Origin of the sequence: Natrialba hulunbeirensis JCM 10989, from assembly GCF_000337575.1 — an archaeon.
Lineage (GTDB): Archaea > Halobacteriota > Halobacteria > Halobacteriales > Natrialbaceae > Natrialba > Natrialba hulunbeirensis.
The window spans coordinates 34744-53357 of record NZ_AOIM01000016.1 but is presented as its reverse complement, the minus strand read 5'-3'; the positions used below and the strand labels follow the sequence as shown (position 1 = coordinate 53357).

General features: G+C 63.0%; 23 protein-coding genes. 12 read left to right on the top strand and 11 right to left on the bottom strand.

Annotation, left to right across the window (positions count from 1 at the left end):
* Nucleotides 1-854: arginine--tRNA ligase domain-containing protein (gene argS, locus C483_RS06805; RefSeq protein ID WP_006652621.1), on the top strand; the 854-nt coding region annotated here is incomplete at its 5' end.
* Between the two features lie 168 nt (nucleotides 855-1022).
* Here argS and C483_RS06800 read toward each other — a convergent pair.
* Nucleotides 1023-1553, bottom strand: a complete 531-nt coding sequence (locus tag C483_RS06800; RefSeq protein ID WP_006652620.1) for a hypothetical protein — start codon at nucleotides 1551-1553, stop codon at nucleotides 1023-1025.
* A 304-nt stretch (nucleotides 1554-1857) separates the two neighbouring features.
* Complete coding sequence (gene minD / locus C483_RS06795) at nucleotides 1858-2796, bottom strand: cell division ATPase MinD (RefSeq protein ID WP_006652619.1); 939 nt, start codon at nucleotides 2794-2796, stop codon at nucleotides 1858-1860.
* A 176-nt stretch (nucleotides 2797-2972) separates the two neighbouring features.
* Here minD and prf1 point away from each other — a divergent pair, with 176 nt between their 5' ends.
* Entirely contained in the window at nucleotides 2973-4232 is a 1260-nt protein-coding gene (gene prf1 / locus C483_RS06790; RefSeq protein WP_006652618.1) for a peptide chain release factor aRF-1, read from the top strand.
* Between the two features lie 158 nt (nucleotides 4233-4390).
* Nucleotides 4391-5173, top strand: coding sequence for a helix-turn-helix transcriptional regulator (locus C483_RS06785; RefSeq protein WP_006652617.1), 783 nt, complete (start codon nucleotides 4391-4393; stop codon nucleotides 5171-5173).
* A gap of 42 nt (nucleotides 5174-5215) precedes the next feature.
* Here C483_RS06785 and C483_RS06780 read toward each other — a convergent pair whose 3' ends face one another.
* Nucleotides 5216-5461, bottom strand: a complete 246-nt coding sequence (locus C483_RS06780; protein WP_006652616.1) for a hypothetical protein — start codon at nucleotides 5459-5461, stop codon at nucleotides 5216-5218.
* 301 nt (nucleotides 5462-5762) lie between these two features.
* On the opposite strand from C483_RS06780, the gene C483_RS06775 reads away from it, so the two are divergent.
* Nucleotides 5763-6590 (top strand): hypothetical protein, encoded by an 828-nt coding sequence (locus C483_RS06775; RefSeq protein WP_006652615.1) that lies wholly within the window; start codon nucleotides 5763-5765, stop codon nucleotides 6588-6590.
* Between the two features lie 26 nt (nucleotides 6591-6616).
* Here C483_RS06775 and C483_RS06770 read toward each other — a convergent pair whose 3' ends face one another.
* The 3 genes from C483_RS06770 to C483_RS06760 form a co-directional block, all read right to left on the bottom strand.
* Nucleotides 6617-6946, bottom strand: a complete 330-nt coding sequence (locus C483_RS06770; RefSeq protein ID WP_006652614.1) for a DUF7577 domain-containing protein — start codon at nucleotides 6944-6946, stop codon at nucleotides 6617-6619.
* Nucleotides 6947-7061: 115 nt separating this feature from the next.
* Nucleotides 7062-7961 (bottom strand): acyltransferase, encoded by a 900-nt coding sequence (locus C483_RS06765; RefSeq protein ID WP_006652613.1) that lies wholly within the window; start codon nucleotides 7959-7961, stop codon nucleotides 7062-7064.
* A gap of 121 nt (nucleotides 7962-8082) precedes the next feature.
* Complete coding sequence (locus tag C483_RS06760; RefSeq protein WP_006652612.1) at nucleotides 8083-8298, bottom strand: hypothetical protein; 216 nt, start codon at nucleotides 8296-8298, stop codon at nucleotides 8083-8085.
* A gap of 177 nt (nucleotides 8299-8475) precedes the next feature.
* On the opposite strand from C483_RS06760, the gene C483_RS06755 reads away from it, so the two are divergent.
* The 3 genes from C483_RS06755 to C483_RS06745 all read left to right on the top strand — a co-directional run bounded on the left by C483_RS06755 (nucleotide 8476) and on the right by C483_RS06745 (nucleotide 11133).
* Nucleotides 8476-9531, top strand: a complete 1056-nt coding sequence (locus tag C483_RS06755) for an aldo/keto reductase (RefSeq protein ID WP_006652611.1) — start codon at nucleotides 8476-8478, stop codon at nucleotides 9529-9531.
* Nucleotides 9532-9681: 150 nt separating this feature from the next.
* Entirely contained in the window at nucleotides 9682-10692 is a 1011-nt protein-coding gene (locus tag C483_RS06750; RefSeq protein WP_006652610.1) for a bile acid:sodium symporter family protein, read from the top strand.
* Nucleotides 10693-10842: 150 nt separating this feature from the next.
* Complete coding sequence (locus tag C483_RS06745; RefSeq protein WP_006652609.1) at nucleotides 10843-11133, top strand: HalOD1 output domain-containing protein; 291 nt, start codon at nucleotides 10843-10845, stop codon at nucleotides 11131-11133.
* Nucleotides 11134-11257: 124 nt separating this feature from the next.
* Here C483_RS06745 and C483_RS06740 read toward each other — a convergent pair whose 3' ends face one another.
* From C483_RS06740 to C483_RS20380, 3 genes are all read right to left on the bottom strand, one after another.
* Complete coding sequence (locus C483_RS06740) at nucleotides 11258-12742, bottom strand: DUF402 domain-containing protein (protein WP_006652608.1); 1485 nt, start codon at nucleotides 12740-12742, stop codon at nucleotides 11258-11260.
* Between the two features lie 124 nt (nucleotides 12743-12866).
* Nucleotides 12867-13250 (bottom strand): DUF7532 family protein, encoded by a 384-nt coding sequence (locus C483_RS06735; RefSeq protein ID WP_006652607.1) that lies wholly within the window; start codon nucleotides 13248-13250, stop codon nucleotides 12867-12869.
* A 209-nt stretch (nucleotides 13251-13459) separates the two neighbouring features.
* Nucleotides 13460-13621 carry a hypothetical protein gene (locus tag C483_RS20380; protein WP_169331419.1) on the bottom strand — a complete coding sequence of 54 codons (162 nt, stop codon included), beginning with the start codon at nucleotides 13619-13621 and terminating at the stop codon, nucleotides 13460-13462.
* A gap of 130 nt (nucleotides 13622-13751) precedes the next feature.
* Between C483_RS20380 and C483_RS06730 the strand changes: the two genes are divergently transcribed.
* Both C483_RS06730 and C483_RS06725 read left to right on the top strand, forming a co-directional pair.
* The gene (locus tag C483_RS06730; protein WP_006652606.1) at nucleotides 13752-14765 is read left to right on the top strand and encodes a PrsW family intramembrane metalloprotease; all 1014 of its coding nucleotides are present in this window, start codon (nucleotides 13752-13754) and stop codon (nucleotides 14763-14765) included.
* Between the two features lie 111 nt (nucleotides 14766-14876).
* Complete coding sequence (locus C483_RS06725; RefSeq protein ID WP_006652605.1) at nucleotides 14877-15227, top strand: hypothetical protein; 351 nt, start codon at nucleotides 14877-14879, stop codon at nucleotides 15225-15227.
* A 61-nt stretch (nucleotides 15228-15288) separates the two neighbouring features.
* Here C483_RS06725 and C483_RS06720 read toward each other — a convergent pair whose 3' ends face one another.
* On the bottom strand, nucleotides 15289-16017 hold the full coding sequence (locus C483_RS06720; protein ID WP_006652604.1) for a riboflavin synthase: 729 nt from the start codon (nucleotides 16015-16017) through the stop codon (nucleotides 15289-15291).
* Between the two features lie 122 nt (nucleotides 16018-16139).
* On the opposite strand from C483_RS06720, the gene C483_RS06715 reads away from it, so the two are divergent.
* The 3 genes from C483_RS06715 to C483_RS06705 all read left to right on the top strand — a co-directional run bounded on the left by C483_RS06715 (nucleotide 16140) and on the right by C483_RS06705 (nucleotide 17118).
* Complete coding sequence (locus C483_RS06715) at nucleotides 16140-16439, top strand: DUF7533 family protein (protein WP_006652603.1); 300 nt, start codon at nucleotides 16140-16142, stop codon at nucleotides 16437-16439.
* Nucleotides 16439-16618: a hypothetical protein gene (locus tag C483_RS06710; protein WP_006652602.1), complete on the top strand. Its 180-nt coding sequence runs from the start codon at nucleotides 16439-16441 to the stop codon at nucleotides 16616-16618. Before C483_RS06715 ends, C483_RS06710 begins: the two co-directional genes overlap by 1 nt.
* 182 nt (nucleotides 16619-16800) lie before the next feature.
* A complete protein-coding gene (locus C483_RS06705; RefSeq protein ID WP_049912480.1) occupies nucleotides 16801-17118 on the top strand; it encodes an RPA12/RPB9/RPC11 RNA polymerase family protein in 318 nt (105 codons plus the stop codon).
* Nucleotides 17119-17300: 182 nt separating this feature from the next.
* Here C483_RS06705 and C483_RS06700 read toward each other — a convergent pair whose 3' ends face one another.
* Nucleotides 17301-18602: a M24 family metallopeptidase gene (locus tag C483_RS06700; RefSeq protein WP_006652600.1), complete on the bottom strand. Its 1302-nt coding sequence runs from the start codon at nucleotides 18600-18602 to the stop codon at nucleotides 17301-17303.
* Nucleotides 18603-18614 lie beyond the last annotated feature (12 nt).

Genomic DNA, 18614 nt, shown 5'->3' with positions numbered 1-18614 from the left:
CCACTCTCTACACGACGCGCGACCTCGCTCACCACGAGTGGAAGTTCGAGAACTACGACCGCGCGGTGACGGTGCTTGGCGAGGACCACAAACTCCAGGCCGACCAGCTTGGCCAGACCCTCGAACTGCTCGGCAACGACACCGACCAACTCGAGAACGTCATCTTCTCGTGGGTCAACCTCCCCGGCGGACTCGGGATGTCTACCCGCAAGGGCACTGGCGTCGACTTAGACGACCTGCTCGACGAGGCAATCGACCGCGCCCGCGAGGAGGTCGAAGACCGCCTCGACGACCGCATCCGCGACGATGACCTAGACGAGGCGGACATCGAGCGCATCGCCCACCAGGTCGGCATCGGCGCAGTCCGCTACGACATCGTCTCGAAGCAGGCGACCAAGGCCATCACCTTCGAGTGGGACCAGGCACTCGACTTCGAGGCCCAGTCCGCGCCGTACGTCCAGTACGTCCACGCGCGCTGCTGTGGCATTCTCGAGGAAGCCGGCTTCGACCCGGCAGAACCGCTTTCCGCAGCGGGCCAGGACGAATCCCTCGACCTCGACGCCATCGACGCCGACCGTCTGGAGACCCCCGCAGAACAGGACCTCCTCGAGACGATCGCGCGCTTCCCGGCAGTCGTCGACGAGGCTGCGTCGGATCTCGAACCGCATCAGATCGCGACCTACACTCGCGAGTTCGGCGATCGGTTCAACACGTTCTACCGCGAGTGCCCGGTGCTGGCGGATGACGTCGATCCTGAGGTCCGCGAGACGCGTCTCGCGCTCGTTGCGGCGTCGAAGCACACGATCGCGAACGCGCTCTCCGTTCTGGGTGTGGCTGCGCCGCGTTCGATGTAGCACAGGCAGTGCTCACGTTCTGCGTCGCTGCTGTGTACGTTCCACCTGAGTGCTGTCGCGTTCTGCGTCGCTGTTGCTCATCGTGCAACACACAGAAAACAGACCGGAACTCGGCTCCTGCCGACAGCGTCGTCGCTCGCACCGACCGCGGCGAGCGCCTGGTTCGGATCAGTGAGCCGAGTCGATCATTCTGTCGACGAGTTCGTCGCGCGAAATCTCGTCTTCGAGGTAGTCGATAACCCAGCTGACGTCGACGTAGATGCCGACGACGCGGCTGCCGTCGTGCTCGAGAACCCACGACACCGTATCGATCTCGTCTTTGAACCGATCCGGGTCCGTGATCGCGGCCGCGATGTCCGCGGCCACGGACTCGAGTTCCGCGTAGAGTTTCTCAGTCTCGGTGACTTCGGTGCTCACGAGCACGTCGACCGTATCGCCGCTGCGGTCGAGTTCCATCACGGTGAGGTCGCTGCTGCTCAGTTCGAATCCGTCACTGTCGAATCCCGGCACGTCTGCGCTCGAACTCGAGTCCGAGTCAGACCCGTTGCCTGAGTCGGATCCGTTACCGCTGGATCCAGAGCTGCCGTCGTCGTCGGTTCCGTTACCAGAACCGTCGTCATCGGTTTCGCTACTGGAACAGCCAGCGAGTGCGGTTGCGAGTGCGGCTCCACTGCCGAGGAGGATTTTTCGTCGCTCCATGCACGAGCCAACCAGAAGGGATGGAATTAGTAATTAGCTCGTACCGTTTCCGGTGCTGAAAAATCCGTCTGGCGGTGTCTCCTCTGACGGAGTATCGGACTAATATGGCCTCACGGCCCGCATTTCGACGGTCTCGAATAGTCACGAACTCGAATCAGTCACATCCAAACACTGTCTCGAACCGACAACAGTCCGCAACTGGTTGCAATCATCGCAGGCGATAGAAATCGCCGCGACAGGCCAAATTCGACGGTTCAGGCGGTGCCTACCGCCGTGAAATGTGGGTCCCGACCGCGATAGCGACTCAGTCGTTCGACTCGGCTTCGGTGATGGCACTCGAGACGGCGTCCGAATCGGCGTCGGTGTCCGAGTTGGTGTCGTTCTCGGTATCGTCGTCGGCGTGGGCGTCGTCACTCCTCTCGTCGTCAGAACTCGACGCCGTCGTCGTTGCTTCGTCATCGTCATTGTCATCGTCGTCCACGGTTACATCCGACTCCACGGACTCTTCCTCTCCGTCGTCGGGCGACTCGAGTTCGATGCCAGCCAGGTCAGCCGCGAGTCGGCGGTAGGCCGCGGCGGCGGGGCCGTTCGGCTCGTAGGCGACGAGTGGGGTGCCGGCGTAGACGCTTTCGCGTGCGGCGTCGTCTTCGGGGACGTTCTCGAGAAGTGGGACGTCCAGGCGGCCCGCGAGGTCCTCGTGGGAGATGTCGCTGCCGGGATGGGTGCGCGTGAGGATGAGGCCGGCGATGTCGCCGCCGGCGCGCGCGGTGAGGTCGATGGTCTTCTGTGTGTCCTGTACGGCGGCGGGTTCCGGCGTGGAGACGAGCAAGACGGCGTCTGCGAGCCCGAGCGGGAGGACGGTCTCGTGGCTGATGCCCGCGCCGACGTCGAGCAGGACGTAGTCGTAGGCCGCTCGCAGGTCGGAGACGACTTCGCGCAGCCCTTCGGGAGAGGTCTCTGCATACTCGTCTAAGCCGATCCCGCTTGGAACGGCGACGATGTTCTCTGCCAGTCGATACGTTGCGTCCTCGACTGTTGCGTTGCCGGCGAGGACGTCGTGGAGCGTCGTCGAGTCGGGAGAGAGGCTGACGAAGCCGGCCAGGTTCGCCATGCCGAGGTCGACGTCGACGATCGCGACGCGCTTGCCCGCCTGTGCGAGCGCGGTCCCCAGGTTGACCGTCGTCGTCGTCTTTCCGACGCCGCCTTTCCCGCTCGCGATGGAATATACCGTCTCGTGAGACATATTCGATTACTGTCCGGACAGTGGGACGGGAACACCTTAAATCGTGACCTCCGACGCTCGCGGCGGTCGGGACGCGCTGTGCTCACCGAAATGCCGACGTTTTCCCCGGGAATGACCTGCATACGCACTGGTGCGTGTCAAAGAATACTTACCCACAGCACCGTTTTGTACGGCTAATGAGCCAGGAGGGCGAGCAGGACCAATCCGACCGGAAAAAGTACGAATTCCGGAAGGTCATCGAGGACCTCAAGAACTTCGATGGATCCGGGACGCAACTCGTCTCGATCTACGTTCCCGAAGACCGACAGATCAGCGACGTGGTCGCTCACGTCACGCAAGAACACAGCGAAGCAGCCAACATCAAGTCGAAACAGACGCGGACAGCCGTCCAGGACGCGCTAACGAGCATCAAGGACCGACTGCGCTACTTCGATACCTACCCGCCCGAGAACGGCATCGTACTGTTCTCCGGTGCGGTCGACTCCGGGGGCGGCCAGACCGAGATGGTCACGCACGTACTCGAGAGCCCGCCCCAGCCAGTCGAGTCGTTCCGCTATCACTGTGACTCCGATTTCTTGACGGAGCCACTCGAGAACATGCTGGCAGACAAGGGCCTCTACGGGCTGGTCGTGCTCGACCGGCGTGAGGCGAACGTCGGCTGGCTGAAGGGCAAGCGCGTCGAGCCGGTCAAGTCCGCCTCATCGCTCGTCCCCGGCAAGCAGCGCAAAGGTGGCCAGTCCGCCCAGCGTTTCGCTCGCCTGCGTCTCGAGGCAATCGACAACTTCTATCAGGAGGTCGCCGGGATGGCCAACGACCTGTTCGTCCCGAAGCGCCACGAACTCGACGGCATCCTCGTGGGTGGCCCCTCGCCGACGAAAGACGAGTTCTTGGACGGCGACTATCTTCACCACGAGATTCAGGACAACGTCATCGGCAAGTTCGACGTCGCCTACACGGACGAGTCCGGCCTGCGGGACCTCGTCGACAACGCGGAGGACGCGTTGGCCGACGCCGAGGTGATGAAGGACAAAAAGCAGATGGAGGAGTTCTTCGAGGAACTCAACGCGGGCGACCGCGCGACCTACGGCTTCGAGCAGACCCGTCAGAACCTCATGATGGGTGCCGTCGACCGGCTGCTGATCAGTGAGGACCTGCGCAAGGACGTCGTCACCTACGACTGCGAGGAGTGTGGCAACACCGACCGTGAGATCTTCGACCGGCGCAAGTCGACGCCGGGCCACACCTGCAGTGATTGTGGGTCCGATGTCGAGGCCACCGAAGACGACCGCGAAGACGCGATCGACCACCTCATCGAAATCGCCGAACAGCGCGGAACCGAAACGAAGTTCATCTCGACTGACTTCGAAAAGGGCGAACAGCTCTACAACGCCTTCGGTGGCTTCGCGGGCATTCTACGCTACAGTACCGGCGTCTAAGCTGAAACTGCCGTTTTGACCCTGTCGCTCTCCGCGTTCGCCTCTCCATCTCGATCACGTTACCAGTACCGACGAACGGAATCGAGTACCAATGAACGAAATCCATCAATTCGGCCGATGCTCTTTTGGTCGAAACTGACTAGCTCCTAACAGACTGTATGTATCCGCCGACTGCCGACGTCGTCGAGACCGTCTCCCGACGACGTGCCCTTCTCGAGGCACTCGCGGCCGGGCCACAGCGAAAGCGCGACCTCGTCGAGCAGCTAGCCTGCTCGCGGTCGACGATCGACCGTGCGATCCGCGAACTCGAGCGCTTCGAGTTTATCGAGCGCGCCGAGTCTGGCTACCGACTCACGGCAGCCGGTCGACTCGTTCTCGAGGAGTTCAGCCGAACCACCGAAACGTTCGCGGCAATCGGCGAGGCGAGTCAGGTGCTCGCCGCGATCCCGCGGGAGGCCCCGATGTCTCCCGACTTCCTCGACGGAGCCACCGTTTCCGAGCCGAAACCACACGCGCCGAACGCGCCGCTGCAGGAACTGGCGATGAGCTTCGAGACGGCAACACGGGTACGCGGCAGTTCGTCTGCCGAACGGATTCCCGAGACGCGTGCCCGACTGCACCAGCGGACTATCGAGGACGACCTCACAGCCGAGTTGATTCTCACGACCGATCTCGCCGAGTTCCTCCTCTCGGAGTATCCAGAACAGGTCTCCGGTGTCGTCTCCGAGGGCGACTCCGCCATGTACGAGATCGATTCGATCCCCTACGAACTCACGATCGTCGAACAGCCCGACGACTGCCAGATCTTCCTGTTCGCGCTCAACGACCGCGCCGAGATCGAGGGTGTCATCAAGAACGACACGCAGGCTGCACTCGAGTGGGCCGAGTCCGTCTTCGACGAGTTGCGAGCGGCGGCGTCGCCGTTAGTGGCACGGGAGTGACGTGGGACGTGGGTCGTCGATCACAGACGCGGATGCGACGAACTAGAGCGTTCCACGAAGCCGAACCGTGTCTTCGGTAATTTCCTCGATACTTCCCTCATCGAGGGGATGTGCGCCGTCGGTGATGTCGCCCCAGCCGAGTTTTGCCTTGATCGTTTTCGTGAGTGATGGGTCCGGATCGACGTAGCCACGACCCTCTTCGACGGCGATGATACGGCCGACTTCGGTGCCGTCGATGTTCAGGACTCGTTTACCTTCGTCGGCTGTTGTGAGTGCGTCCTGTGACATAAGGTGGGGATGGATGCGAGAGCTGTTCGACGGGGCTGTGTCGCTATTGTTGCTCGGAACGTCTCTCTCGGGGACGACGGCGGCAATAAATCGCGGAAACCGTCATGCAGTCACACTGAACCATTATACGGCGTGACGGTCGTAATCCCTTATTACCGACTCGTCTATCGCTCGTATGCCGTCCATACTCCCCGTTCGGTGGCGCTCCCCACTGCCCGCCGTCGAGTAAGCAGGTACTTCTACCGTTCCCGAAGACACAACGGAAGCGTTATGCCGCTAGTCCCGTATTACTATTCGATCGATGGACGAGTCCCCGCTCCTCCCCGAATCGGTCGACGACCCGCGGATCACCGGCCAGTTCTGCCGGTGCGTCTCCGACGCTCGAACGGATCCGACGCCGACCGACAGCGAACCGGTTGCCGACGCCGACACCTCCACCCTCTACCTCCTCGGCGTCGTCCACGACCACCCCGCGAGCATCGGCCGCGTCATGCGCGTCGCCGACGAGGTCGACCCCGACGTACTTGCACTCGAGTTACCTCCGGCGGCGCTCCCACTGTATCGCGTCTACGCTCGAAACGGGGCGGTGACCGAGACGACCACCGGCACGGAGTTCGTCCCGCCCTCGCGTGGCGGCGAGATGAGCGCGGCGATCAGTGCCGCGACAGACGCGTCGCTCGTCGGCATCGACGCGCCGAACTGGTCGTTCCTGCGTCGACTCGTGACGCGACTCGTCGCGGACCGTGTGTCGCCAGGTACTGCACGGCGACTCCTCTCGAGTCTCGGTGGGGCGACACGGGAGGCGCTGACCTGTCGGATCGCGGCGACGCTGACGGATGCGACGTCGATGACGATCACGCCCGATGAGCAGATCGAGTACGACTGCTCGTTCGACGATCCGCCGGCCGAGCAGGCATCCCACGAGCGCGCCCACGTCGCGAGCGTACAGGCGTTGCTCGGCAGCCTCGAGACGACGGATAGTGCGCTGGCGTACAGAGATGAGACCCGCGAGCAGTGTATGGTCGATCGACTGGCAGCGATTCGGACCGAGACCGATGGTGATGTGGTCGCAGTTGTTGGTATCGACCACCTCGATCGACTGGCAGACGAGCTAGCAGTCGATAGTTAGGAAGCTGTCTCGATTCCGTACAGTCGCTACTGTCGCAGCGTCGTCACACAGTTCCAGCAGTACGTATAGGTCTTGTCGGCGGCGTTCTCCGCTCCGCAGTGACGACAGCGAATTGATTCGCCGTCGACCTTGTGATTGTCCTCGACGGGTGGTGGATCGTGTCCACCGCGTTTTTCACCGCCAGCAGGGTACCGATCGGCCGCTCCTGACGAGCGCGACGATGCACGGTTCGGGTCGGCGAACGACGGTGAACTTGTGCCGTCGCTGTCCTCGCGGCGGACGTACACGTAGTACAGTAACAGATGGAGGAGGGCGAACAGCACCACGTAGCCGATGAGCCAGCCCCAGAGTTCCATCACCGTGACATAGGTTCTCAATCCACTTGGATATTCCCCGATTCACGGCAGTCTGACTGTCTGTGGCGGCAGAATTACACAGTTCAGTATCTCGAAAACCCGAACGGACGTGGCGTCAGTTCGGCGGCTGCAGGTCGCGGTCGAACTCGTCGAATACCTCGAACTCCTTGGGCAGGTCGTACGGAAGGTGGCGCTCGTCCTGGCGGTTGACACCGGCCTCATCGATGGGTGTCGCGACGGACTCCCAGCCGGGTTTGATTTTGACGCTCTTGGCGGGCATCCCGACGGCGATGTGGTGGGCGGGGATATCGTGCTGGACGACGCCGCGTGCGCCGACGATGGCGTTCTCGCCTACCTTGTTGCCGGCGCGGACCATCGAGTCGTAGGTGAGACGCACGTCGTCCTCGACGATGGTGTGGAAGTTTCGGACCTCAGTCTGGTCGACGACGTCGTGGTCGTGGCTGTAGATATGGACGCCGTCGGAGATCGACACGCGGTCGCCGATGGTCAACTTCCCGCGGTCGTCCAGGTGAACGTCGTCGTGGACGATCGTATTGTCGCCGATCGTGATGTTGTGCCCGTAAGTGAACGTAACCCCCTTGAAGAATCGGCAGTTTTCCCCGCACTCCTCGAAGAGGTGGTCTGCGAGCATCCCACGGAAGCGCAGTGCGAACTCGACGTTGTCGGCGATCGGGAGACTGTCGAACTGCCGCCAGAGCCACTGGAGGTGTTTCGAGCGACGGAACGTCTCCTCGTCTTTCTCGGCGTAGTACTCGCTCTCTAAGGTCGTGTTACACGGATCGTAGCTCTGCAGGCGAACCTGCTCTGCAGGCGAGACATCCTCACCGTTTTGCCAGCGTTCGTAGGCCTCGCGGTCGCCCGAGAGGTCGATCAGCACGTCTTCGACGACCGAACAGGTGTCCTCCTCGCCCGAGAGCCGCCGGTCAACCTCCTCGATGAACTCGCGCATGCCCGACTCCGCCTCGTTGGGGAGCGAGACGTACCGCTTTGTCATACACCGAGGTATTGTCCGCGGAGTTGATAGGGGTTCGGTTGTCGGTTCGTGTTTCCCGTGCATTGACCGATAACACGAGTGTTACCGGCTCCGTGGCCGCAGTACCCACACGACGCAGCCGTCACTCACCGGCATCGGCGGCCCGCCACTCCGTAAAAATCAGGGCCGGCAACGCGAGCGCGCCGATCAGGAGCAACCCGCTCACGACGGCCGTTCCAACCGTCACGCGCTGTGGGCTCACCTCGAGTTGGGTCAACGCGACCGGGAGGAGGACGGCGACGGCGAGGACGACACCGAGCAGTCGCCGCCCGGCACCCGTCCGACAGACCTCGTCCATACTGCTACTCTGGACCCACCTCCCAAGAACGATTCGACTCTCCGCTGTCACGAATAGTGCTCTGTACGCTGTCACGATTCATCCTGCTGGGGATCGCACTACGGAAACCGAACTAGTTCGGATTCGACCGCCTCGCGTTCCGTACCCCATAAGTTCTCTCGGTACGAAGGCCCGCGTATGCACCACAGCGAACTCGGAACGTCCGGCGTCGAAGTGAGCGAGATCGGCTTCGGCGCGTGGGTCGTCGGCACCGACTGGTGGGGCGACCGCTCGGAGGAGGACGCCATCGAGATGGTTCAGTACGCCGTCGACCAGGGAATCACCTACTTCGACACTGGCGACGTCTACGGCCACGGCCGCAGCGAGGAACTCATCGGCCAGGCGCTCGCCGAGGTCCGCGACGAAGTGACCGTCGCGACCAAGGTCGGCTACGATTTCTACAACAACCCGCAGGCCGGCCACGGCGAACTCCCCAAAGAGATGGACCCCGAGTACCTCCGGGACGCCGTCGAGCAGAGTCTCGACCGCCTCGAGATGGACTCCGTCGACGTCCTCCAGCTCCACAACGCCAACGTCGAGGAGATCACGCCCGACGTACTCGAGTTACTCGACGAACTCGAGGAGGAAGGGAAAATTGACGCCACGGGACTGGCGCTCGGCCCCTCGATCGGCTGGCTCGCGGAGGGCGACCTCGCCATCGAGGAGGAGTTCGACTCCGTGCAGCTCGTCTGGAACGTTCTGGAGCAAGAGGTTGGAAACCACTTCCTCGAGACGATCGAGGAGACCGGCTCGACCACGAGCCTCATCCCGCGTGTGCCCCACTCCTCGGGGATCCTCAACGAGCAGGTGACGCCCGAGACCGAACTCGGTGAGGGTGACCACCGTGGCTTCCGTCCCGACGAGTGGTACGAGACGGGCTGGGAGAAACTCGAGGAACTGCGCTTCCTGGAACGAGACGGTGCGCGCACGATGGGGCAGGCCTCGATCGCGTGGCTGCTCTCACACGACGCCGTCGCGTCCGTTACGCCGACGTTCCGGACGACCGAAGACATCGACGAGTGGGCGGCTGCGAGCGACGTGCCGAAGCTCTCCGACGAGGAGATGGACCGCGTCGCCGAACGCTACGAGAACGACTTCGACATCGACCGCGACGACGGCATGGACGCGCTGCGCTCGTCGGTCGGCGGAGAGGATATCGAGTCTGCGGGTCTCGACAAGCTTGCGGCTGATTAACTGCTCTGTTGGCGAGTAGCGAACACGCCTATTTCGCTCCCGCTGTTTTCGTTCTGTGGCTCGCTGACTTCCGGCTCTCCGCTCTTTTGGTCGATCCCCTTCGGTGACTGATCGACTGATTTATACACGTACACTCACCCATGGTTTCCTGTGACAGACACTGGAGGCGAGTCGGGGGGTCTGGGGCACGTACTCGAACGCACAGCCGACGTGCTGAGCACGTACTTCGTCGTCTGGATCGTACTCGGCTCCGGGTTTGCACTCTACTCGCCGTCGACGTTCACCCCGCTCGGCGACTATATCTCGCTCATGCTGGGAATCATCATGCTCGGCATGGGGCTCACCCTCACTGTCGAGGACTTTCGGCGGGTACTCGAGCGCCCCCGTGACGTGTTCATCGGTGCGGCGGCTCAGTGGGTGTGCATGCCGCTCTTTGCGTACCTGCTCGTCGCGCTGCTGGGGCTGCCGTGGGAACTCGGCATCGGACTGCTCCTGCTCGGGGCAGCGCCGGGCGGGACGGCCTCGAACGTGATGACCTACCTCGGTCGGGGCGACGTCGCGCTCTCGGTGACAATCACGTCGGTGACGACGATCGCAGCGCCGCTGGTCGTGCCCGCGTGGATCGTCCTGCTCGCGGGCGAGGAGATCACCGTCACCTTCGCCGCGATGGCCGAGGAAATCGTCCTGATCGTCCTCATTCCGGTCGTCGCGGGACTGTTCCTTCGGATCCTGCTCGACAGATACGCGCCAGCGGTGGCAAAAGCTGGACTTACTGTCTTCCCCGCGATCAGCGTGCTCGCGATCGTGTTGATCGTCGCGGCCATCGTCGGCCTCAACGTCGAGGAAATCTTCGCCGCGAGCGCCCTGGTGTTTCTCGCCGTCATTATCCACAACGCGCTCGGGCTCGGAGCGGGCTACGGCGTTGGCCACCTGACCGGGATGACCAAAGACCGAGCGCGTGCCTGCGCGTTCGAGGTCGGCCTGCAAAACAGCGGTCTGGCGGTCGCACTCGCCGTCGCCTTCTTCGATCCGCTCGCCGCGCTCATCCCGGCACTGTTCAGCGTCTGGCACAACGTGACGGGGCCGGCGCTGGCGACGGGGTTCACCCGGATGGACGATGAAACAGCGAGGGCGTCCGAAACGCGTTCGACTGCGGACTGATACGACGGCCTCGTTGACCGGTTCGCCGTATTCCTCTCGTTTATATATGGTTATGGTAGTGAAAACTCCTATAGAGTACAATCTTTCAGTAGAATTTTCACCCACTTGTTTTGGGAGTACACTTTCTTAGAAACAGTCACTACCCATGATATGGTCTCACATAACCCCGGCAATCCGCCAACCGATGGCGAAATCGTGCTCCCTCCCGACCAGTACGACGCGAAATCGATCCCGGGGGCAATCGTGCGGGCGGTGGCGATCGAAAAAAACGTCCCTGTTACCGATCTCTCTCCGCTGTACGAACAGGTAGACCCAGACGCGATAGCCGAACTGCTCGATCACGCGAATACCAAACAGTCTACGGTACGCATCGAATTCGTCTTCGAGGGGTACAGAGTCATCGCCGCAGACGATGGATGTCTGCGTCTTCACGAAGTGTAGTCGGCTTGCATGCGAAACTCCGGCTACCCACCAATGAATTGAGAGCTGCGCGTAGAGCTTCCGGACCGGCTGTTGGAGCCGCTGCGGCCGAGAACCGGGTTCGAGGCAGCCATCGATCGTCGCGCTATTTCGAAAGCGCTCGCTCGACGGCAGTCGCGACGCGCTGTGCCTTCTCACCAAGTTCAGCCGAGACTACACCGTCCTCGATGGCGGCCTCAAGTTCGTCCTCGTCGACGATTTCGACCTCGCCGTCCGGTCGGCGGATCACGTCGATGTAGAGGTCGACGTACCGCACCGTATCTGGAAAGAGTTCGACCGGCGTGCAGATGTTGACGTAGGTCCCCTTCGTAGAGCCATCTGCGCCCTTGTACGTCGTCGGATACCACCAGCGTCCCTCGCGGAACTTCGTGACCGCGGTGTCGCCGTCCTCCTTGGGCGTGCCGAGGGCGTCGTAGCTGCCGCCCCCGCCCATCGAGCGCTCGAGTGTGACCTTCCCCTCGGGGTCCCACTCGGTCACGTCGCCGTAGCCGAGCGAGATCAGTCTCCCGTCGGGTTTGCCGTGGCCGATCTCGAGTCGGTCGCCAGAGAGCGGGCCGAACTGCCGGGAAACGGCGTCGAACGGGAACGCGTCCTCGTCGCTCTCGAGTTCGTCGACGACCGACCCACAGACGGCCTCCGCGAAGTCGACGGCCGAACTCGCTGCCCTGTCGGCTGCTTTCGTTCGGTGATGTCCTGGCATCGTCGTCTCGACCGCGCGGCGGGCCTCGTCCAGCGCGAAGCGTGAGTCGCGGCCGAACCAGAGCCACTCCGTTGTCCGGGGGGCGGCAAGCAATCCTGGCTCGCCCGGTTCGTCGGGCGCGTCCGCGAGGTCGGACTCGAGTGCACGTGCGCGTTCGGCGACGAACTCGAGTGCGGTCTCCATCGCACCCAAATCTGCATCGGTTGCGGCGTGTTGCCAGCGCAGTCCCCAGCCTTGCGGAAGCTCGACTGAGAGCAGGTCGGTCATGCCGACGAGTTCGTCGGCGCGCTCGCCCCGGAGCGCGGCCGAGACGCCGGTGCGGTCCTGGGAGAGCGTACAGAGGCCGCTGCGAACGGCGAGTGTCGGCTCGACCCGCGGCTGGTCGTCGTCCCACGGTGGGGCGGGATCAGTGACCTGCACGCGGTAGCGGTTGCCCTCGTCGACGTAGCCGTCGACGTCGTCGTATTTGAGATAGCCCCGCCGTCCGTCACCGAGGTCGACGACGGCACCGCTGCCGCCCGCCGCGTCGGTCACCTGGGCGTCGAAGACGCCACCGCGAGGGACTGTCGACCCCCAGCGGAAGGTATCGATCGCGAGGTCGGCGAGTTCCGCGGCCACCAGTTCGACTGCGTCGGCCGTGCCCGATACGGCAACGCCCTGTCGGTCGCGGGTCGTCTCGACCGTCGCGTCGGCTGGTGCAGTCTCGAACTCCCGGTCGAAGCGCTCGCGGATCGGTTCGGAGGCCTGAACAACGCTGAAGTCGGCCTCTGTGCTCGTCTCGAGGAGGTGTGTTACGGCCGTCGTGTAGATACCGCGGACGCGGACCGTCGTCTCCACAGCGGTGTCAGAATTGGCGTCGGTGTCCGTCACAGGTGGCCCTCCGTTACTGGTCGGTCACAGTTGAACTCGAACGCGAATTCGAATTCGAACGCGAATGCGAATGCGAATGCGAACTCCAACTCGAGTACCTGGTGAGCGTCAGCGAACACGGCGATCACCGCAGCGTCTCACGGTCGGCGGCGAACCGAACGCGGCCGTTGATCGTCGGGCCCAGCGTGAGTTCGACGTAGTCGTCTTCGGCGTCGAGAATTCGGCCGTCCTCGACGTAGACACCCCACGTGTCGAAGCGGAGCCAGCCACGCATCTCAGCCGCGTGGGTCGTGATGTCGGCGTAATCGACGCTGTGTTCGGGATAGTTGGACGCGGAGTGGGCCATGTCCATATCCGAGTAGACGGTGTCGTGCTCTGCGAAGAAGGACTCGAGTGCGGCCGCGTCGTCGGCGACGGCTTCGGCGACGGCGTCGGAGGCCGCCTGCAGGTCGTCGGTCTCGAGGCCGACGGCACGAAGCGCCTGCTGCGTTCGCTGGTCGAAGTGCATGGGTGTACGTTCGCACGGGGGGCCTTTGTGGATTCCGAGTCCGTGCGTGGCCATTGCGGACCCAGTAGCAATCGTCTGGTTTCGGGGATCAGTCGAGAGAAGGGAAGAGGGTGAGGGAGTGATCTGTGGTTCTGTGGAATTGTTGCTGCTGGCCACAGGTGAAGAGCAAACGGCAGAAAGAGCGACGAACTGGTGCAGTCGACCGGGCCTCAGTCGTCGGCGGGAAGACGATCAGCCGGCTTCGAGGGAGCGATTGCGTCCTGGGTTGCCTCCTCGGCGTCGGCTTTCGCATCGGTGTCGGTCATCGGTGTTCGTTCCCCATCCGGATTTGGCGGTGCGGTGTAGTGGAACCCGCGACGTGGGTTGTGCATAGCTATCCGTTATCATGGGCGAATCAGTATAAGCGTCGCCCTTATACGAATATGATAATAAGTATCATTCTAGGATTGGAAGAACGCCCAACGCCCAACGCTTACCAGTGGGTGTGTTGTACGCTTGCCCATGCAGCGTCGCCGTGACCCGGTCGAACGAGCAGATGAGGAGTCGCGAGACCTCTACGATGTCTCGACGTGGGAGCCACGGTCTGCTGTCGATCACCTCGCGTTCTCCGTCTACAATGCGATCAACTACGGGTTGCAGACGATCGTCCTCGCCGTCGCGGTCGTCATCACGCTGTTCTTGCTCATCCAGCCAGCGATTCTGGTACTCGAGGCACCCTCGCTTGCCGTCTTCTTCGGACTCTCGGTCGTTCCTGCCGGCCTGCTCGCCGCGTTCATCTGGTACTCGGATATTACGGAGAGCGAACCACTCAGCCTGATCGTCGCGACCTTCGTCCTCGCCGTTCTGTTCGCGACGTTCGCCGCGGTCGTCAACTCCGTCGTCGGGCCGCGACTCGAGGCCATCCCGATCATCGGGACGGCGCTCTTTTTCTATCTGATCGTCGGTCCGGTTGAGGAGACGGTGAAGTTGCTCGCCGTTCGCGTCTTCGCCTATCGCAGCGAGACGTTCGATGCAGTGATCGTCGGTGCGGTGTACGGCGCTGTGGCAGGCCTTGGCTTCGCGGCGATCGAGAACGCGATCTACATCGCTAGCACGGTCGCAGAGGCACAGGCGGAGGTCGGCACCGTGTCGGCAGCGACCGGCATTGCAACCGTCCGCGCGCTCGTCGGTCCGGGGCACGTCATCTACTCCGCCATCGCGGGCTACTACCTCGGTCTCGCGAAATTCAACCAGGAGTACGCCGGCCCGCTCGTGATCAAGGGGCTGTTGATCGCCGCGTTCGTTCACGGCACCTATAATTTGACCGTCGGCTTCGCACCGGCTCTCATCGTCGCAGTCACACCACTCGGTCCCGGGTTAGCCTTCATCAGCTACGTTATCGGCTTCAACCTGCTCGTCGGCTACTACCTCTACCGGAAAATCGTCCGTTATCGTCGCACGTACCGTGCAGTCCGAGATGACACATCGAGTCCACCAACATCCGAACTTACGGAGTTCGATCCACCTCGGCGATAATACGAGCACACAGCGAACCAACACGGTTCAACCAGGTTCACCAGTACGCACCAGCCCACCGGACCCGAATCAGCACAGTCTCTATTACCCAGGAACAAGTAGGATCCCGTGATGGTCGCACTCATTGGGTCGCTCGTCGCGTTCGTCGTCGCACTGCTCGTCGGCGGCCTGGCAATCTACGTCGGCGCCTCGCTCATCGTCGGTATCGAGGACTACTCCCACGCCGTGGTCACCGCCATCGTCGGCGCGCTCGCGTGGGCGCTGACCGCCTGGATTCCGCTTTTCGGCCTATTCCTCGCGTTGCTCGCCTGGATCTGGGTCATCAACTGGCGGTATCCCGGCGGCTGGCTGGACGCCGCCCTCATCGGCGTCGTCGCCTGGCTCGCCGCCCTCGCCATCCTCTTCGTCCTCGATACGATTCTGGGGCTCGGCGTCGGCGCGTTCGGCGTGCCGGGTGCCTGAACCCGCGCCCTTTAGACCGTCGTCTGGCCCGTTATCCGCCGACTCAACCTTTATCCGCCGTTCAGTCGAACCGAGAGTCGAACCGGGACTCGAGTAGCCGCTCGACGTACTTCGAGAGCACGTCGACTTCGAGGTGGATCGGATCACCAATCGCCTTTTCGGAAAGCGTCGTCAGCTCGTAGGTCGTCGGGATAATGGCGACGGTGACTCGGTCCCGCCCATCTTCGGTCGTCACCAGGTCGGCGACGGTCAGGCTGATTCCGTCGAGCGTGATCGACCCCTTCTCCACGACGTAGCGGCCGTACCCCTCCGGGAGCTCGAACTCGAAGAACCAGTCACCTCCCGGCTCATCGCCGTCGTCTCGCGGCTCTGCCGCTCGACTGTTCGCGGAACTTCGTTCCGCGTTAGTCGGTTGTTCCGAGGCGCGTTGCGCCTCGCCCTCTTCCACGGATTCAATGTTCGAAACCGTTGCGACTGCGTCGACGTGACCTTGCACGATGTGGCCGTCGAACCGCCCGTCGGCCGGCATTGCGCGCTCGAGGTTGACCGTATCGCCCTCTCCGAGGTTGCCCAGATACGTCCGCTCGACGGTCTCGGTTGCGAGGAAGACCTCGAACCACGCACCATCGTCGTAGCGCTCGACGGTGAGACAGACGCCGCTGACGCTGATGCTCTGGCCGTGTGTTAGCCCGGTTGCGACCGCGTCGGCCGCGATCCGAAGCCGGAGGCCGTCCTCGGTTCGCTCCCGACCGACGATGTCGCCGGTCTCCTCGACGATTCCCGTGAACATACTCGACGATACCAGCCGACGGATAAAGACATTCTGATCCCGATATGCGTCCCACTTCTGTGATGCTTGCGCCGAGCACGTGGTCGCCGCCCTTTTGACTCACACCGGAGTACCATCGCCACATGGCTGGCATCATCGATACGATCAAACTCGCCGGCGTGCTCATCCTCGCACTCCCCGCTGCACTCGCCGGACTCGAGTTCGTCTTCATTCGTGGCGATGCGGGTACGGGTGGGATTCTCATCGGACTCGCAGTCGGACTCGTCGTCGTCGAGCGGTGGCTGACGATGCCCTCGGATGTGCCGGGGCTCGTGGCCAAGCGGGCAGCGGGCACCGTCATCGGAGATCCAGAGTCAGAGTCGGCCGACGACGACACACCCACGGATTCGACCAGCGTTACGACCAACGAGGAGGGTGACTGATGGCCGATCTGGTCGTTGCTGCACTCAGGGCCGGCGAACTCGTCGTCGACACCGCTGTCTCGGTATACGGTCGATTCTGGGGCGCTACTGCAGAGCAGACCAGCGGCGACCGGGCGTCCCCAGCTAGCGACGATGCACCTGCAGTAACTGATGCGGAGGAAGCCGACGAGGAGCAATAGCCCGCCGAAACGCAGCCAAGCGGCTTTGTTGACCCGCTCAATCAGTATCGGTGTCAGGCAAGGTCAAACGTTGCCTGTTGCCGCTTCGATAACGCAGTACAGTCAGCATGAGCAGTTGCCTGAAATCCACAACGGATCGGAAGTTAACACATATATTCGACAACCGTGTATTCCTCCGTTATATGCAATTCTGTGACGAGTGTGGTTCGATAATGCACACGGAGGACGACACGTGGGTGTGTCGCTCGTGTGAGAACGAGGAGCCGCGGGACTCACAAGCAGAAGCGGCGATGGCGACCCAGGATGGACAGCGAGACGACGGGGCACCCGCCGTGGCTGACGCGACCCAGGGCTCCGCCGAGACGATGCAGGAGCCCTGTCGGGCGGACGACTGTGACAGCGATCGGGCCTACTACGAGGTGATGCCGAAGCCGGGCGGCTCCTACGAGGTTCGGCTGTTCACCTGCGTCGAGTGTGGCCACAAGTGGCGCGAGTCCTGACGGCGCATCTCGCGAACCCCGCCGATTACATACGCACAGACGGCCACATCAGACTCGCACCTCCCAGGGATACTCGGTCTCAGGTGGGGTCACACACCGACTCCAGACCAATGCCCCCAACGTTCTTGAGGGTATTGAGAATTTCAACAGAGCCAGCCGAGCCAGTACGCAACGCGCCCAACCTACGACTCGCCCACCGTCTCCGGATCCAGCGATCGCGACAGCGGAGCCAGCCACTCCGGCCTCTTCCCATTCTGGTCCTGCTCACGACCGTGATCGCGCGCCAACACATCCGCAATTCGGAGCCACACCCCTTCCTCGACGCGTACGGCCGACTCGAGTTGCACCACGCTTCCCGGTTCGATTTCGTCGGTCAATTCGTACGGGGACTCGAGTGCCTCCAGTCCGACGCCCCCGACGCTCGTGTCGACGGCGTCGGCGTCTTCGAAGCCGAACGAACGGACTTCGGCCTCGAGGTCGGCTTCGACGGCACCGACGGGTTCCGTCCCCGCGGTCAGCATGGCGCTGGCCGAGCGAAACGACTGGGTGGCACCGACGTGCGCTCGGCGCTCGCGGCCGCCGTCGCTGTCGACGACGAGCGTGCGAACGAGACCGCCGTGGTAGCCGCCGGGTTCGCGCGGTGCGGTTCGGATGACGATCGGATCGCCGGGGCGAAGCGGCGTGTCGGCTGTGCCGGCCGTCGACGGGATCCGTTCGGGGTCACTCTCGGGATTGATCGCGGTGTTGCCGGCGGGATATGCGCCGGCAGAAACGATGGCCTCGTCAACGTCGATCCGGAGGCGATCTGGTGTGATCGGCTCGTCCTCTCCTGTATCATCGCCGCGAACGAGTTCACCGTCGATAACTGTCGCGTCCGCGAGAACGGCGGCCACTCGGCGAATCCCCGCACGGGCGGCTGCCTGTGCGGCCTCGATCCGTGCTCGCTCGTTCGGCGTCTTTCTCGCACGGGCACGCTCGAGTACGTCCGTCGAGGCCAGTGTGAGTCCGGCGTTCTCGAGATATAGTGCTGCGTCGTGCGGGATCCTCGCAGGTGTTAGCACCGTCGCGGAGCCGTGGCGGTCTGCGAGCGTCGCTGCTAGCTGTGAGGCGGGATGCGTATCTGACGCACCTCGCCCCGGCTTTCGTGGCCTGACCTGCCACTCCCAGCGCTCGCCGTCGAACGAGAGCGCGATGAGGTCGGTATCCGCTGGCGAGAGAGTGCGTCGGTCATCGCGTACGGCCTCCTGTCCGCAACGGTCGAGGCTGTACTGAATCGCGGGTTCACGTGCGAGGCCGACGTGAACGAACGCGGCGGCGTCTCGCTGTGTGAGCGTCTCGTGGATGAGCGCTGCGCTGGTCGGTGTCACAGCCGCTGATTCTTCATTGCCGTTGTCATTGCCGCCGTTGTCACTGTCGCTGTCGTCGTTATCGCTACCGCTCGCTCTCGCACTGTCTCGCGTGAAATCGCCGTCGGTGTCTGTCACAGTCGCCTCCCA

Bases quoted from the DNA above. Each gene is read 5' to 3' on its own strand.
- C483_RS06800 (WP_006652620.1), bottom strand. From the start codon at position 1,553: ATGGAGCGACGAAAAATCCTCCTCGGCAGTGGAGCCGCACTCGCAACC.
- minD (WP_006652619.1), bottom strand. From the start codon at position 2,796: ATGTCTCACGAGACGGTATATTCCATCGCGAGCGGGAAAGGCGGCGTC.
- prf1 (WP_006652618.1), top strand. From the start codon at position 2,973: ATGAGCCAGGAGGGCGAGCAGGACCAATCCGACCGGAAAAAGTACGAA.
- C483_RS06785 (WP_006652617.1), top strand. From the start codon at position 4,391: ATGTATCCGCCGACTGCCGACGTCGTCGAGACCGTCTCCCGACGACGT.
- C483_RS06780 (WP_006652616.1), bottom strand. From the start codon at position 5,461: ATGTCACAGGACGCACTCACAACAGCCGACGAAGGTAAACGAGTCCTG.
- C483_RS06775 (WP_006652615.1), top strand. From the start codon at position 5,763: ATGGACGAGTCCCCGCTCCTCCCCGAATCGGTCGACGACCCGCGGATC.
- C483_RS06770 (WP_006652614.1), bottom strand. From the start codon at position 6,946: ATGGAACTCTGGGGCTGGCTCATCGGCTACGTGGTGCTGTTCGCCCTC.
- C483_RS06765 (WP_006652613.1), bottom strand. From the start codon at position 7,961: ATGACAAAGCGGTACGTCTCGCTCCCCAACGAGGCGGAGTCGGGCATG.
- C483_RS06760 (WP_006652612.1), bottom strand. From the start codon at position 8,298: ATGGACGAGGTCTGTCGGACGGGTGCCGGGCGGCGACTGCTCGGTGTC.
- C483_RS06755 (WP_006652611.1), top strand. From the start codon at position 8,476: ATGCACCACAGCGAACTCGGAACGTCCGGCGTCGAAGTGAGCGAGATC.
- C483_RS06745 (WP_006652609.1), top strand. From the start codon at position 10,843: ATGGTCTCACATAACCCCGGCAATCCGCCAACCGATGGCGAAATCGTG.
- C483_RS06735 (WP_006652607.1), bottom strand. From the start codon at position 13,250: ATGCACTTCGACCAGCGAACGCAGCAGGCGCTTCGTGCCGTCGGCCTC.
- C483_RS20380 (WP_169331419.1), bottom strand. From the start codon at position 13,621: ATGCACAACCCACGTCGCGGGTTCCACTACACCGCACCGCCAAATCCG.
- C483_RS06730 (WP_006652606.1), top strand. From the start codon at position 13,752: ATGCAGCGTCGCCGTGACCCGGTCGAACGAGCAGATGAGGAGTCGCGA.
- C483_RS06725 (WP_006652605.1), top strand. From the start codon at position 14,877: ATGGTCGCACTCATTGGGTCGCTCGTCGCGTTCGTCGTCGCACTGCTC.
- C483_RS06720 (WP_006652604.1), bottom strand. From the start codon at position 16,017: ATGTTCACGGGAATCGTCGAGGAGACCGGCGACATCGTCGGTCGGGAG.
- C483_RS06715 (WP_006652603.1), top strand. From the start codon at position 16,140: ATGGCTGGCATCATCGATACGATCAAACTCGCCGGCGTGCTCATCCTC.
- C483_RS06710 (WP_006652602.1), top strand. From the start codon at position 16,439: ATGGCCGATCTGGTCGTTGCTGCACTCAGGGCCGGCGAACTCGTCGTC.
- C483_RS06705 (WP_049912480.1), top strand. From the start codon at position 16,801: ATGCAATTCTGTGACGAGTGTGGTTCGATAATGCACACGGAGGACGAC.